The sequence below is a fragment of the Pseudomonas sp. MD195_PC81_125 genome, assembly GCF_014060985.1.
In the GTDB taxonomy this organism is placed as follows: domain Bacteria; phylum Pseudomonadota; class Gammaproteobacteria; order Pseudomonadales; family Pseudomonadaceae; genus Aquipseudomonas; species Aquipseudomonas parakoreensis.
In genome coordinates this window covers 24,698-39,489 of the sequence record NZ_JABULD010000099.1, presented here as the reverse complement: position 1 = coordinate 39,489, position 14,792 = coordinate 24,698, and the positions used below count along the sequence as shown (strand labels likewise).

Genomic DNA, 14,792 nt, shown 5'->3' with positions numbered 1-14,792 from the left:
AAGAGGCCGGCACATCCGACATGGAAGTTGGCTGACAGACCGCCTTCGCGAGCAGGCTCGCTCCCACAGGGGTCAGGTGTATGCCGCACGGATGGCGAGCAGCAGGAGGAAATGCAGGGGATAGAGCGCATACGCCCAGCGGCGCATGGGCAATGGATGAAGGGATCCGGCATGTCGCAACAAGACTATCCCGAGCAATGGCGCAATCAGACACGCCGCGATACCAAACACCGCCACGTAATTGCCTAACTCCGCCGCCTCATACAGCACCCGCCACTGATTGCCCGCCAGACACACCAGCCCCGGCAGCACGCCAAAATACCAGGGACGACGGATCACCCACAGCAGCGCCAGCGGCAACAGCACGCCAAACATGCCGAACATCAGCCACTGCGCAAACAACGCCGCCAGCAGCAAGGCGCCCACGCCCAAAAGCCGCGACAACAACGTACGATCCTGCCAGCCCCGCGCCACCAGCAACCCGAGCGCCAGGGTGGGCAGCACGTTCAAGGTGTCGGGATCGGGAATGTACAAGCGGTAAGGAATTTCGCTGACCAGACTGAACAGCAGCAACCAGCCCAGATAGCGCCACTCGGTCTTCTGTGCACCGGCGCGGGCCAGGTTCGCCGCCATCGCCAGACAGAACCACGGGAATGCCATGCGTCCCGGCACATACAGCCAATCGGCGCTGATCCCGACATATCGCAGGTGATCGACCAGCATGCTCAGCAGCGCCAGCCACTTGAGCAGATCGAGTGCGCCGTCGCGCTGGCTCAGGTGCATAATCGGCTCGCATCCTTGTAAAGTTCTGACAGCGACATCCCGTGTGCTCCCCGGAAGATCTTCGGTAAAGTGCGCACCCTCATTGACCACGAGCCTTCACAAGAGTCTCGACCACGGAAGCCGGCCATGACCGACAAGAGCCAACAATTCGCCAGCGACAACTACTCCGGTATCTGCCCTGAAGCCTGGGCTGCCATGGAACAGGCCAACCACGGCCACCAGCGCGCTTATGGCGACGATGAATGGACCGCACGCGCGGCCGACCATTTCCGCAAGCTGTTCGAAACCGACTGCGAAGTGTTCTTCGCCTTCAACGGCACCGCCGCCAACTCGCTCGCGCTGTCGTCGCTGTGCCAGAGTTACCACAGCGTGATCTGCTCGGAAACCGCCCACGTCGAAACCGACGAATGCGGCGCCCCGGAATTCTTCTCCAACGGCTCGAAACTGCTGATCGCCGGTACCGAAAACGGCAAGATCACCCCCGCAGTCGATCCGCGAAGTCGCGCTCAAGCGCCAGGACATCCACTACCCGAAACCACGGGTCGTGACCCTGACCCAGGCCACCGAAGTCGGCAGCGTCTACACCCCGGAAGAAGTCCGCGCCATCAGCGCCACCTGCAAGGAGCTGGGCCTGCACCTGCACATGGACGGCGCGCGCTTCTCCAACGCCTGCGCGTTCCTCGGCTGCTCGCCAGCCGACCTGACCTGGAAAGCAGGTGTCGATGTGCTGTGCTTCGGCGGCACCAAAAACGGCATGGCGGTGGGTGAGGCAATCCTGTTCTTCAACCACAAACTGGCCGAAGACTTCGATTACCGCTGCAAACAGGCCGGGCAACTGGCGTCGAAAATGCGTTTCCTGTCGGCACCGTGGGTCGGCATCCTCGAAAACGACGCCTGGCTCAAATACGCCCGCCACGCCAACCACTGCGCGCAATTGCTGGCCGAGCTGGTCAGCGACATCCCGGGCGTGGAACTGATGTTCCCGGTGCAGGCCAACGGCGTGTTCCTGCAACTCTCGGAACCGGCCATCGCCGCGCTGACCGCCAAGAACTGGCGCTTCTACACCTTCATCGGCAAGGGCGGCGCGCGTTTCATGTGCTCGTGGGACACCGAAGAAGAACGTGTGCGCGAACTGGCGCGCGATATCCGCGAAGTGATGTCCGCCTGATTCTTCCTCTGTAGGAGCTGCCGCAGGCTGCGATCTTTTTGATCTTGATCTTAAAATCAAAAGTCAAAAAGATCGTCCGATCGCGGCCCGAGCCTGCGGCAGCTCCTACAAGGCGTCGGGTTAAGTTCAGAACCTGGTCTGCACCGCCAATTCAAAGGTGCGCGGCGTACCCAGATAGTAAGCCGGCGACACATGCGCAAACTCGGCATACACCTCATTGGTCAGGTTACGCACTCGCCCGGTAACGGTGGTATGCGAGTCGACCTTGTAGCTGAGGAAGCTGCCGAACAGTGTGTACGAAGGCACAGTCATGGTGTTCGCCGTGTCCGCATACACCGACGCCACATACCGCGCATCGACCCCACCTTGCCATTGCGGCGAAAAATCATAAGTCAGCCATAGATTGCCGACCCGATCCGGGACGTTGGTCGGTGTGTTGCCCTTGCGTGAAACCACCACGCCAGCGGCGTTCTTTTCGGTGAAGTCATCGTACTGCGCATCGACCCAGGCGAAGTTGCCTTCGGCCAACAGCTTGTCGGTAATCCGCAGGGAACTGGCGATCTCGATGCCCTTCGAGGTTTGCTGACCGACCGGGATGCTGCTGGTCGGGTCCAGCGGATCAGTTACAGCGAAGTCTTTGCGTTCGATGGTGTAGGCGGCAACCGTCGCCGCGCCACGTCCATTGAGGTAGTCGAACTTGCTGCCGATTTCCCACTGTTTACCGGTTGAAACATCGAAGTCCTGCGTGCCGTTCGGTTGTTCGGCGGCGGTGCTGTATTGCACGTAGACGTTGGCCGACGGGATGAACTGATAGGTCAGGCCAACGCGCCCGGTGACCGGCTCCCAGCTGCGTTTGAGGTGCTTGGGATTGGTGGCCGTCACCGTGCGATGGTTGGTCACGTCGAGGTCGATGTCGTCGTAGCGCAGGCCGGTGAGCAGCGCCAGTTTGTCGGTCAGGGCCAGACGGTTTTCCGCGAATAGCGCTTTGGTCGTGACTTCGTTGGTCTTGTCGCTGATCAGCGCCGGGTTGGTGCCGGGAATATCGTAGAAATGCCCCGGGCGGTAGTTGTTCGGATCGACGGTGCTCGCGCCTTTGATATTCAGCGGCGAGTTGGTGGTCTGGTTGACCTTGTACTCGAAACCACCGGACCACGTCGTGTCGAGACCGAAAAACCTGTTGTCGTGGCGCAGTTCGAATTGGTTGCCGTTCTGCTCACCCTGATGCCGCACCTGATAGGCAGTGGAACGGTTTACCGCGCTGTTGTCGGCGTTGTACTGATAGGTTTCGAGGTTGCGGTAGTCGCGCTGGCTGTCGAGGTGATACAGCGTGTTGCGCAGGGTGGTGCTGTCGTTGACCCGGTAGTCGATAATCGAGCGCACCCAGATCGTGCGCTGTTCGTAGCGCCCGTCCTCGACGTTGTAGTTGTTGAAGCGGTTGTGTTTGTCGATCTTCAACTCGCCGGCCTTGGGGTTGAGCACCGGCGTGCCCCAGTACGGGCTGTCTTCGTGTTCGTCTTGATATTCCAAGGCCAGCGTGTGCGACAGATCCGGCGTAAGGTCGCTGAGCAACGAAAAACGCCACGCTCCAGGCATCGCGTTCCTGGCGGTCAATGTAGCCGTTGCTGGTGTTGTGGCTGACATCAAGGCGCGCATAGTGCTGCACGTCGGCGCTCGGTTCGGTCAGCGCATGGTTGAGGCCGAACGCGGTTTCGGTGGTGTCGTAGCTGCCGTAGCTGATGCGACCTTCAGCGGCTTGTTCGTCGCGGGTTGCCAGTCTGGTCACGTAGTTCAGCGAGCCGCCGACCGAGCCTGCGCCGTTGATCAGCGACGACGGGCCGCCCACCAGTTCGACCCGATCATAGATCCACGCATCCACCGGCCGGGCGAGGCCGCCGGAGACGTTGATGCCGTTGAACATCTGGGTGATCTGGCTGCTGGTGAAACCACGGTAGGAGACGAATCCGCCAAAGCCAGGCGGCGCACTGGCATTGACCCCGGGCAGGGTGTTGGCGGCGTCCTGGAAGTTCTGCGCGCCGTGGCGTTCGATGTCGTTGCGATTGGCGATGGCCACCGAAGCCGGTGTGTCGCGCACGCTGAGGCCGAGGCGCGAAGCCATGCCGCTGGATTGCTCTAGGCTCAGGCCTGGTTCGCTGGTGGATTCGCCGTCGATGGTGATCGGCGCCAGATCCACGGAGGATTGCGCCCAGGCGTTAAGGGACAGGCAGCCGCACAGGCTGGCCAGCAGAGGAATATGTTTCATCGTTGAATCCTGAATGCTTGTCTGGGAATCAGCGCACAGGCGAACGCCGCGCGTTGGCGCAGTGGGCTGACAAATCAAAAAAACAAAGACACTCAGGCGAGCGGCGGGGCGCGAGGGTTGGCCGAGGGCCAGGTGAAGCGGGCAGGGAGGTCGGCGCTGACGATGGGCGCCAGCGGCGGGCCTGTGTTGCTCGGGCAGCACCGCAAGGGTCAGGCTGGAGTTGAATGCCGGGCCCATGCCGCCGCCGACCGAGCACAGCGGACAGCCAAACGCCTTGGACAGGGTCGGCAATGGTTCTTCGCTGGGATTGCTGCTCAGCGGCGCTTGGGTGGCCGGGTCGACCGTACAGAATTGGCCGCCGATGCCGTTGAGCTGCATCCCGACCATTTGCCCGTGACCGATGCTGCAGGCGAACACGTTGAACAGGACGCAGCAATAAAGCATCCAGGCCAGCAGTGAGCGATCGGAACGGGTGAATTTCATGGGGCGGCACTTTACCGTACCGCCGATCGGTCGTGCACTTCAAAAAATGCCGACTAGGATGTTTTGTTCAAATCCCCAGAAAGGATTCTCGACCATGACCTTTGTGTTGGCTCAATGGCTGGTGACGATATTTGCGGCAATCGCCCTGGTACACGTGTACTGGGCGCTGGGTGGGCAATGGGCGGCGGTGGCGGCGGTACCGCAAGTCCCGGTGCAAGGACTGGTGGCGACGGTGCGACCGGCATTCAAACCGTCTGGCTGGATCACCCTGTTGGTGGCGGCGGCGTTATTGGTGATCGCCGCGCTAGTGTGCATGCGGGTCGGCTGGGGCATGCCGCCGGTGCATCACAAGGCGCTGCAGTGGGTGATCAGTGCGATTGCGTTACTGATGTTTGCCCGGGCGATCGGCGATTCGCATCTGGTGGGTTTTTTCAAGGAAGTGAAGGGGTCGCGATTTGCGCGGCTGGATACCTGGGTGTATTCACCGCTGTGTCTGTTGCTGGGGGCGGGATTGTTGGCGGTGGCTTGGGTCTGACTCGGCTCATGTGTTGGCAGTACCGGCCTCTTCGCGGGCAAGCCCGCTCCCACAGTGATTGTGGGTGTTCACAAGTAATGGACTCCACCCAAAACCCTGTGGGAGCGGGCTTGCCCGCGAAGAGGCCTGCCCAGACACCGCCGAATTAACTACCACTCTCGGACCTGCGGCTGCTGACCTCAGCCGGCACATCATCCCCGGCCATGCGCTTGCGGAACAACGCCGCCCGCGCCAGCAGCAACGTGGTCACCGGCACAGTAATCGCCAGCAGGATCGGAATCAGCCAGGCATGCATCACCGGCCCGGACTTGAGTGCCGAGAAGCAGATGATCGACGCCAGCGCCACGCACCACGCGCCCAACGTCGAGGCCAGCGCCGGTGGATGCATGCGCTGGAAGTAATCCTTCATGCGCAGCAAGCCGGCTGCGCCAAGCAGCGCAAACACCCCGCTGAGCACCAGTAGAATCGCCACCGGAATCTCGACCCACAACGACAATTGCGCAGTCATTCGATCACCTCGCCACGCAGCAGGAATTTCGCCAGGGCAAATGAACCGACGAAGCCGAACAGCGCGATCAGCAGCGCTGCCTCGAAGTAAGTGTCACTGGAATAACGAATGCCCAGCGTCAGCATCATCAGCATGGCGACGATGTACAGATAGTCCAGTGCCAGGACTCGATCCTGCGCCGACGGCCCCTTGAACAGGCGGATCAGGGTCAGGACCATCGCCAGCGAGAACAGGAACAGCGTCAGCAGAATCGCGTTCGACAGCAACGGGCTCATTCGAAAATCTCCATCAACGGCTGCTCGTAGGCAGTCTTGAAGTGGTGGATGAAGTGCGCCTCGTCATCCAGATCCCAGACGTGTAGCAGCAGAATGCTGCGATCCAGTGCCAGCTCCGACCACACGGTGCCCGGCACCACGGTGCAGATCATCGCCAGCGCGGCCAGACCGTTGGCGTCGCGCAGGTCCAGCGGCACTTTGACGAAGCGTGAGCGTGGCGGTCGGCGACCGGCGTTGAGCACGCCCCAGGCGACGATCAGGTTGGAGAGGATCACGTCACGGCCGACCATCACGAACAGACGCAGGATGGTCAGCGGGCGGCGAATGCGCACCTGTTTCGGGCGCAGCTTGCGCATCATCAACGGTGCGGCGAACCCGAGTATCGCGCCGAGCAGCAGGTTGCCCGGGCTGACGGAGAGATTGAGTGTCAGCCACAAAACCCATAACGCCAGTGACAGCAGCGGAGCCGGGAACACGCGCTTCATGGCTGCACCTCCAGCATCGCGGCTTTGGCTTCCGGACTTGGTACGGCGCGGGTGCCGAGCACGGCCATCACGTATTGCTGCGGGTTGTTCAGCGCGTCGGCGGTGGCCTGGGTATAGCGCAGCAGCGGTTCGGCCTTGAAGGTCAGGGCGATGCTCAGCCCCAGCAACAGGAAAACCGGCGCACATTCGAGTTTGCGCAGCAGCGGTGACGGACGCTCTTCAGGGGTCCAGAAACGCTGGACGCCCATGCGCGCGAACGCCATCAGAGAGGCCAGCCCGGAGAGGATCAGCAGCGCCAGCAACGCCCAGGACGCGTTGGAAATCGGCGCTTCATCGCCCAGCCCCAGTGGATTGAGCAGCGCACCGATCAGACTGAGCTTACCGATGAACCCGGACAGCGGCGGCATGCCGATGATCAGCAGGGCGCAGGCAATGAAGCTCAGGCCGAGAAACGCCATGGTCCACGGAATGACCTGGCCGACCACGGCTTTCTGCTCGTCATCGAGGTTGATGCCCTTGGGCGGTTGCAGGGATTCCTGCGGACGCGGCAGCAGTTCGCTTTCATCCTCCAGCGGGATTTCGTTGGCCGAACGCGAACGCTCGATCAACTCCGCCAGCAGGAACAGCGCACTCAGGGCCAGGGTCGAGCTGACCAGATAGAACAGCGCCGCGCCGATCAGGTTCGGCTGGGCGAAACCCACCGCCGACAGCAGAATCCCCGCCGACACCAGAATGCTCAGGCTGGCCATGCGCTCCAGGCGTTGCGCAGCCAGAATCGCCAGCGCGGCGCAGGCGATGGTCGCCATGCCGCCGTAGATCAGCCAGTCGCCGCCGAAGAACGCCGATGCCCCGGCCTGGCCGGAGAACAGCAGCGTCCACAGGCGCAGCAGGGTGTAGACGCCGACCTTGGTCATGATCGCGAACATCGCCGCGACCGGTGCGCTGGCCGAGGAGTAGGCCGGCACCAGCCAGAAGTTCAGTGGCCACATGCCGGCCTTGGCCAGAAACGCCACCGCAAGAATCCCCGCGCCAGCATGCAGCAAGCCACGGTCGGCTTCCGGCACCAGCGGAATCTTCAGCGCCAGATCGGCCATGTTCAAGGTGCCGGTGACGCCATAGATCAGCGCCGCGCCAATCAGGAACAGCGACGAGGCCAGGAGGTTGATCGAGATGTAATGCAGGCCCGACGATACCCGCGCCCGACCCGAGCCGTGCAGCAACAGGCCATATGAGGCCGCGAGCAGCACTTCGAAGAACACGAACAGGTTGAACAGGTCGGCGGTGAGGAACGCGCCGTACAGGCCCATCAGCTGAATCTGGAACAACGCGTGGAAGCTCGAGCCCGCGCCGTCCCAGCGCGCCATGGCGAACAGCAGGGCGCTGACGCCGATGATCCCGGTCAGCACCAGCATCAATGCCGACAGGCGATCGACCACCAGCACGATGCCGAACGGCGCCTGCCAGTTGCCCGGCAGGTACACGCCGATGGAGCCGGGCACCCCGGTGGTTTGCGTCCATTGCAGCAGCATCACCGAAATGAACAGGCCGACGAGGCTGGAGAACAGGTTGATTTTCGCCTTCAGCGGCCGGTGCTTCTCGCCGAGCATCAGCATGATGGCGGCGGTCAGCAGCGGCAGCAGGATCGGTGCGGCGATCAGGTGAGTCATCGCCATCATTCCTTGGGCTCCCGGCCGTCGACGTGGTCAGTGCCGGTCAGGCCCCGCGATGCCAGCAACACCACCAGGAACAGCGCGGTCATGGCAAAGCTGATGACGATTGCAGTCAGCACCAGCGCCTGCGGCAGCGGATCGGTGTAATGCAGCAAGTCCTGGGTCACGCCGTCCTTGATCACCGGCTCTTTACCGATGAACAGGCTGCCCATGCTGAAGATGAACAGGTTGACCGCGTAGGACAACAGGCACAGGCCCATGACCACCTGGAACGTCCGTGGCCGTAGCACCAGCCACACGCCGGACGCGGCGAGGACGCCGATGGCGATTGCGATGACTTCTTCCATCAGACGGCTCCTTTGCTGGCGACGGACTTGGGCAGCGACGCGGTCTTGTGACCACGCACCGATTGGTGGGCGAGAGCGGTGAGGATCAGCAGCGTCGAGCCCACGACCACGGCGTAAACGCCAATGTCAAAGAACAGCGCGCTGGCGATATGGATGTCGCCCAGCAGCGGCAAGGCGAAATGCCAGGTGTGGGTGGTCAGGAACGGATAACCGACCGCCATCGCGCCGAGACCGGTGGCGGTGGCGAACAGCAGCCCGGTGCCCATCCAGCGCAGCGGTCGCAGGCTCATTTGCGCCTCGACCCACTGCGTCCCGGCGACCATGTATTGCAGGATGAACGCCACCGACATCACCAGCCCGGCAACGAAACCGCCGCCCGGCTGGTTGTGGCCGCGCATGAACAGATAGCACGACACCACCAGCGCAATCGGCAGCAACAGGCGCACCAGCACCGCCGGCACCATCATGAAGCCGAGCGCGGTATCGCTGGCGCTGCGCGGGTTGACCAGATCGGTGACCACGTCCGGCGCGAGCAGGCGTTGCTGCGCCGGCAGTTGCAGGCTTTCTTTCGGCGGGCGGAAACGCCGGAGCAGGGCGAACACGGTCAACGCCACGGCCACCAGCACGGTGATTTCACCCAAGGTATCGAAGCCACGGAAGTCCACCAGCATCACGTTGACCACGTTGCTGCCACCGCCTTCGGGCATGGCCCGGCTGAGGTAGAACGAGGAAATGTCGTTGGGCGTCTGCCGCGTCAGCATCGCGTAGGACAGCAGCGCCATGCCGGCGCCGACCGCAATCGACAACAGCAAGTCGCGCAGGCGCCTCACCCGGGCCTTGCGCAGGCTCGACGGCAGTGGCGAGACTTCTTCGATGCGTCGCGGCAACCAGCGCAGGCCGAGCAGGATCAGCACCGTGGTCACCACTTCCACCGCCAGTTGCGTCAGGGCCAGATCCGGCGCCGAGAACCAGACGAAGGTCACGCAGGTCATCAGCCCGCAGACGCTGACCATGGTCAGGGCGGCGAGACGGTGATACTTGGCTTGCCATGCGGCGCCGAGGGCGCAGGCAATCGCCAGCAGCCACAGGGTGACGAACACGATGGAGCCCGGAATCTTCGGCCGGTCGCCCCAGCTCAGCTGGCTGTGCAGCATCGGGATCAGGCCGGCGAGCACTGCCGCCAATACCATCAGGAACAGTTGCATCTGCAGGCGGCGGGTGCCGAGTCGACGTTCTACCCGGCGGGCCATGCGCATCATCAGCACCAGACTGCGCTCGAACAGCCGCTTGCCGTTGAAGCGACCTACCAGCGGCGGGTATTTGAAGCGGCCACGCTTGAGCTGATTGCGCAGCAGTAGATAGACCACGATGCCGCCGGACATGGCGATCAGGCTCATGATCATCGGCGCATTCAGACCGTGCCAGATGGCCAGGCTGTACTCGGGCAGCGTTCCACCCACTACCGGCAGTGCGGCGGCCGCGAGCAGCGGACCGACCACTTGCGCCGGGAAAATCCCGACGATCAGGCAGGTGAACACCAGCAGCTCGACCGGCGCTCGCATCCAGCGCGGCGGTTCGTGCGGGGTGTGCGGCAGGTCCGTGGCCGTCGGGCCGAAGAACACGTCGACGGTAAAGCGCAGCGAGTAGGCGACGCTGAAGGTGCCGGCGATGGTTGCGACGATCGGCAGGGCCGCTTCGACCCACGCGGTGGCATTGATGAAAACGGTTTCGGCGAAAGAACATTTCTTTTCGACAGGAAGCCGTTGAGCAGCGGTACGCCGGCCATCGACGCGCTGGCAACCATCGCCAGGGTCGCGGTGAACGGAATCAGTTTGATCAGGCCGCTGAGCTTGCGAATGTCTCGGGTGCCGCTTTCGTGGTCGATGATCCCGGCGGCCATGAACAGCGAGGCCTTGAAGGTCGCGTGGTTGAGAATGTGGAACACCGCGGCGACCGCCGCCAGCGGGCTGTTGAGGCCCAGCAGCAAGGTGATCAGGCCCAGATGACTGATGGTCGAGTAGGCCAGCAGACCCTTGAGGTCGTTCTGGAACATCGCGCAGTAGGCGCCGAGCAACAGCGTACATGCGCCGGCGCCGCTGACGATGTAGAACCATTCTTCACTGCCGGACAGCGACGGCCACAGGCGTGCGAGCAGAAATACCCCGGCCTTGACCATGGTCGCCGAGTGCAGATAAGCCGAAACCGGAGTGGGCGCCGCCATGGCGTGCGGCAGCCAGAAGTGGAAAGGGAACTGAGCGCTTTTGCTGAGGGCGCCGATAAGGATGAGGGGAAGCAGGATGGGGTAGAGGGCATGTGCGCGAATCTGATCGCCGGCGGCCAGGACCTTGTCCAGGTCATAGCTGCCGACGACATGGCCGAGGATCATGACCCCCGCCAGCAGGCATAGTCCTCCGGCGCCGGTGACCATCAGCGCCATATAGGCGCCACGCCGGGCATCGGAGCGGTGGTGCCAGTAGCCGATCAGCAGGAACGAGAAGAGGCTGGTCAGCTCCCAGAAGAACACGATCTGGATCAGGTTGCCGGAGATCACCAGACCGAGCATGGCGCCCATGAACGCCAGGAAGAAGGCGAAGAAGCGTGGCACCGGGTCGTCCGGCGACATGTAATAACGCGCATATAAAGAGACGAGGGCGCCGATGCCCAGCACCAGCAGCGAGAACAGCCAGGCGAAACCGTCCATACGCAGGACGAAGTTCAAACCGAGGCTGGGCAGCCACATGAATTCTTCACGGATCACGCCGCCGTGGGCGATTTGCGGGTACAACAGCGCGACCTGCACGGTGCCGATCAGAGCGACCAGACCTGCCAACAGGGATTCGGTATTACGCGCATTGTGTGGCAGCACCGCTGCCAGACAGCTGCCAATGAATGGCAGAAGCAGTAGAACTATCAGGGACATAGGCTTCTAATCTGCGGAAGTTTGTGAAGCATCATACGTGCCAGCTCCCTGATTACCAAACGCCAGGATGTCTCAGAATCCTACAAAGTAGTCTGAAAAAAATTGGTTTGGCTTTGTTTCAGGGGCGAAAAGATCGCAGCCTGCGGCAGCTCCGACATTGGAATGCATGTCCCTGTAGGAGCTGCCGCAGGATGCGATCTTTTGATCTTCGCGCTCAATTGCCGCTGTCATTCTCCAACGCACCATCAACTTCGACGTCAACCTTACCCTTGGTCTTCAACTCACTGACAATCACCGCCGCGACAATCAACCCTGCACCCACCAAGGCAATCGCCGGCAAGCGCTCCCCGGCGATCCGCCCGACGATCCCGGCCCACACCGGCTCACCGGCATAGATCAACGTTGCCCGGGTCGGCGAAACGCTTTTCTGCGCCCAGTTCATCGCCACCTGAATTGCCGCACTCGCCGCGCCGAGTCCCAGTGCGGTCACCAGCAGCGTCCAGGAAAAATCCGGAAGTGCCTCACCGGTCGGCACCACCAGCAGAAACGACAGCGCCGAGGTCGCCGCCAGTTGCACCACGGTCACCCGGCGTACATCGACCTGACCGGCATAGGTGCTGATCAGAATGATCTCGGCGGCAATCGCGATGGCGCTGATCAGCGTGGCGATTTCGCCGGGGCTGAAATTCAGCGCAGCCCCGGACGGCCCGGACAACAGCATCAACCCGGTAAACGCCAGCATGATGCCAATGCTCGGCATCAGTCCCGGCCGACGGCCCAGCACCAGCCATTGCAGCAATGGCACGAAGGGCACGTATAACGCGGTGATGAATGCCGACTGGCTGCTCGGGATCGTTTGCAGGCCAACGGTTTGCAGGCCGTAACCGAGCATGATCGCCACGCCGATGAAGGTCCCGGCCTTGAGTTCGAACAGGGTCAGGTTGCGCAAGTGGCGCCAGGAAAACAGCGCGACAATGGCGGCCGCAGCGGCAAAGCGCAGGCCGACGAAGAACATCGGGCCACTGACGGTCATGGCGTGTTGCACCAGCAGAAATGTACCGCCCCAGACCATGGTGATCAGCACCAGCACGCACTCGGCCTTGCTGAAGCGGGAGAAGCGAAGAGGGGTGGGGGAGCTGTTCACTGACGTCATGACCTTGCGCACTATAAAAGGCAGGACGCACAATGCGCCCAACGTTGCGCAGTATACTGCCCAACCCCACCGAGTGAGCAATATAGTGCACAAAGATTCCAGCCAACGGGCGTCCGTCCTGCAACACGTCAGCCACAATGTTCGGCGCCTGCGCCACGCTGCTGACATGAGCCAGACCGCGCTGGCCGAAAAGTCCGGCGTCAGTCGGCGCATGCTGGTGGCGATCGAGGCCGGGGAAAAGAATGTCAGCCTGACCACCCTCGACCGCGTCGCCGAAGCGCTCGATGTAGCCTTCAGCGACCTGATCCAGGCCCCAGACGCACGCGATACCAGTCGCATCAACGAAGTGGCGTGGGCCGGGGTGATTCCCGGGAGCAAAGCGGTGCTGCTGTCCAAGGCCACCGCCACCCGTGAAGTCGAACAATGGGAATGGTGTCTGCAACCGGGCGAGGTCTACCCGTCGCAACCCGACGCCGATGGCTGGAGTGAGCAGATCTATGTGTTCGAAGGTTGCCTGACGTTAACGGTGGGTGAAGTGACCAATACCATTGCGACTGGCGAGTTTTTCATGTTTGCCAGCAACCAGCCGCACGGCTATCGCAATGACGGGCCGGTGGCGGTGCGCTTTGTGCGCAATGTGGTGATTTGAATGAATCAGCGTGCAGACATCCTGATCATCGGCGGTGGCCTCAGCGGCACGATGCTGGCCGTGCAATTGCTGCGACTGCCCGGCCAGCGGCGGATCCTGATCATCGAACCGCGCGCCGAACTCGGCCGTGGCGAAGCCTACAGCGCCGTCGAACTGGGCCACACGCTCAACGGCAATGCGGCGCGCATGAGTGTCGACCCGGACAACCCTGATGACTTGACCCAATGGCTGACTGCGCACGTTGCCGCCGGCGGCTGGCCGGAATCTGCCGAGCAGAACGTGCCGATCAGTGAACTGTTCCCGCCGCGCGGGCTGTTTGGCGTGTATGTGCAGCAGCGCCTGGCCGAGGCGCGAGTCGCTGGTGCGCGGCACGGTTCGACCGTCGAGCACGTTCGCGCCGAAGTCGTCGATCTGCAAACCGATGCTGATTCGGTGCAACTGACCCTGAACGATGGGCAGCACCTGAACGGCGCCTTTGCTGTCCTCGCCACGGGCATGTTCCCCGCCGCGCGCACGCCGCAGAAGGATTCCAGCGGCCTGAACGCCGCTGCGCTTGATCCATGGGACGTCGCGGCCATGCGCCAGCTCGATCCGCAGTCAACCGTGCTGATCATCGGCTCCGGGCTGACCATGGTCGATGCGGTCGTCTCTCTGGAGCAGGCCGGGCATCGCGGGCCGATCGACGTGTTTTCCCGCCATGGACTGTTGCCCCATGTACGTCGGCAACCGCCGGCGTGGGTGGATTTCCTTGCGCAAGATCCGGGCATTCGCACGCCGCGACAGTTGCTGCACGAACTGCGCAGGCATTGCCTTGACGCCATTGCCCAAGGCATCGACTGGCAGGCGCCGCTGGACACCGTGCGAGCGCACATCGGCCGGCTGTGGAGTCAGGCGACTGACGTGCAGCGAAGACAATTCGTACGCCATGTGCGGCCATGGTGGGAGAGTCATCATCATCGTTCGCCACCGCTGAGTGCGGCGTTGGTTGAACGCTTGCACAACGAGGGACGGTTGCGGATTCAGGCAGCGTCGTTCAAGGGGCTTGAGCCGAGTACGCAGCAGGGTATCAGCATTCGCATTCGGCCACGCGGTGAGTCTGAGACTCGCGTGGTACACGGCGCAGCGCTGATCAATTCCAGTGGCATCGAGTATGACTGGCGGCGCGTGGCGCGACCGTTGCCGCAGCAGTTGCTGGCGCGTGGGCTGGTGCGTCCGGGGCCGTTGGCGTTGTGGATTGCAGCAGCGGTGGACGGCGCGGTGCTGAACTCCGAGGGGCAAGTCGCCAGCCGTTTGTTCGCCATGGGCCCACCGCTACGCGGAATGTGGTGGGAAAGCACGGCAGTGACGGATGTGGCGTTGCAGGCCAAGGCATTGGCGGCGCGATTGGCGGGATAAGGTGATGCTGGTCTTTCGCGAGCAAGCTCGCTCCCCCGAGGGAATCTGCCTGGAAAGACCTGTGCGCCACACAACAGATCCTGTGGGAGCGAGCTTGCTCGCGAAGAGGCCGTGCCAGTCAACATCCATGTTGCCTGACACACCGCTTTCGCGGGCAAGCC

10 protein-coding genes and 4 pseudogenes are annotated in these 14,792 nt (G+C 62.6%); 4 read left to right on the top strand and 10 right to left on the bottom strand.

Annotated features, from left to right (window positions below):
• Window positions 1–72: 72 nt before the first annotated feature.
• Entirely contained in the window at window positions 73–783 is a 711-nt protein-coding gene (locus HT737_RS04555) for a TraX family protein (protein ID WP_182401623.1), read from the bottom strand.
• Window positions 784–909: 126 nt separating this feature from the next.
• Here HT737_RS04555 and HT737_RS04550 point away from each other — a divergent pair.
• Window positions 910–1,951: pseudogene (locus HT737_RS04550) on the top strand (low specificity L-threonine aldolase).
• A 126-nt stretch (window positions 1,952–2,077) separates the two neighbouring features.
• Here the strand turns inward: HT737_RS04550 and HT737_RS04545 are convergent.
• A pseudogene (locus HT737_RS04545) lies at window positions 2,078–4,211 on the bottom strand (TonB-dependent receptor).
• A gap of 92 nt (window positions 4,212–4,303) precedes the next feature.
• Window positions 4,304–4,694, bottom strand: a pseudogene (locus HT737_RS04540) (DUF2946 domain-containing protein).
• Window positions 4,695–4,788: 94 nt separating this feature from the next.
• On the opposite strand from HT737_RS04540, the gene HT737_RS04535 reads away from it, so the two are divergent.
• On the top strand, window positions 4,789–5,229 hold the full coding sequence (locus HT737_RS04535) for a DUF3995 domain-containing protein (protein ID WP_047294968.1): 441 nt from the start codon (window positions 4,789–4,791) through the stop codon (window positions 5,227–5,229).
• 145 nt (window positions 5,230–5,374) lie between these two features.
• Here HT737_RS04535 and HT737_RS04530 read toward each other — a convergent pair whose 3' ends face one another.
• The 7 genes and pseudogenes from HT737_RS04530 to HT737_RS04500 form a co-directional block, all read right to left on the bottom strand.
• Complete coding sequence (locus HT737_RS04530) at window positions 5,375–5,737, bottom strand: Na+/H+ antiporter subunit G (protein WP_182401621.1); 363 nt, start codon at window positions 5,735–5,737, stop codon at window positions 5,375–5,377.
• Window positions 5,734–6,012, bottom strand: coding sequence for a K+/H+ antiporter subunit F (locus HT737_RS04525; RefSeq protein WP_003225959.1), 279 nt, complete (start codon window positions 6,010–6,012; stop codon window positions 5,734–5,736). Before HT737_RS04525 ends, HT737_RS04530 begins: the two co-directional genes overlap by 4 nt.
• Window positions 6,009–6,497 carry a Na+/H+ antiporter subunit E gene (locus HT737_RS04520; RefSeq protein WP_047294965.1) on the bottom strand — a complete coding sequence of 163 codons (489 nt, stop codon included), beginning with the start codon at window positions 6,495–6,497 and terminating at the stop codon, window positions 6,009–6,011. Before HT737_RS04520 ends, HT737_RS04525 begins: the two co-directional genes overlap by 4 nt.
• Complete coding sequence (locus HT737_RS04515; RefSeq protein WP_131670198.1) at window positions 6,494–8,173, bottom strand: monovalent cation/H+ antiporter subunit D; 1,680 nt, start codon at window positions 8,171–8,173, stop codon at window positions 6,494–6,496. The genes HT737_RS04520 and HT737_RS04515 overlap by 4 nt, the downstream gene beginning before the upstream one ends.
• Window positions 8,170–8,514, bottom strand: a complete 345-nt coding sequence (locus tag HT737_RS04510) for a Na+/H+ antiporter subunit C (protein ID WP_003225953.1) — start codon at window positions 8,512–8,514, stop codon at window positions 8,170–8,172. The genes HT737_RS04515 and HT737_RS04510 overlap by 4 nt, the downstream gene beginning before the upstream one ends.
• A pseudogene (locus HT737_RS04505) lies at window positions 8,514–11,434 on the bottom strand (monovalent cation/H+ antiporter subunit A). Before HT737_RS04505 ends, HT737_RS04510 begins: the two are co-directional and overlap by 1 nt.
• A gap of 214 nt (window positions 11,435–11,648) precedes the next feature.
• Window positions 11,649–12,587, bottom strand: a complete 939-nt coding sequence (locus HT737_RS04500; RefSeq protein ID WP_047294959.1) for a DMT family transporter — start codon at window positions 12,585–12,587, stop codon at window positions 11,649–11,651.
• A gap of 85 nt (window positions 12,588–12,672) precedes the next feature.
• Between HT737_RS04500 and HT737_RS04495 the strand changes: the two genes are divergently transcribed.
• Together HT737_RS04495 and HT737_RS04490 are read left to right on the top strand one after the other, a co-directional pair.
• On the top strand, window positions 12,673–13,236 hold the full coding sequence (locus HT737_RS04495) for a helix-turn-helix domain-containing protein (RefSeq protein WP_047598262.1): 564 nt from the start codon (window positions 12,673–12,675) through the stop codon (window positions 13,234–13,236).
• A complete protein-coding gene (locus HT737_RS04490; protein WP_182401619.1) occupies window positions 13,237–14,631 on the top strand; it encodes an FAD/NAD(P)-binding protein in 1,395 nt (464 codons plus the stop codon).
• Window positions 14,632–14,792 lie beyond the last annotated feature (161 nt).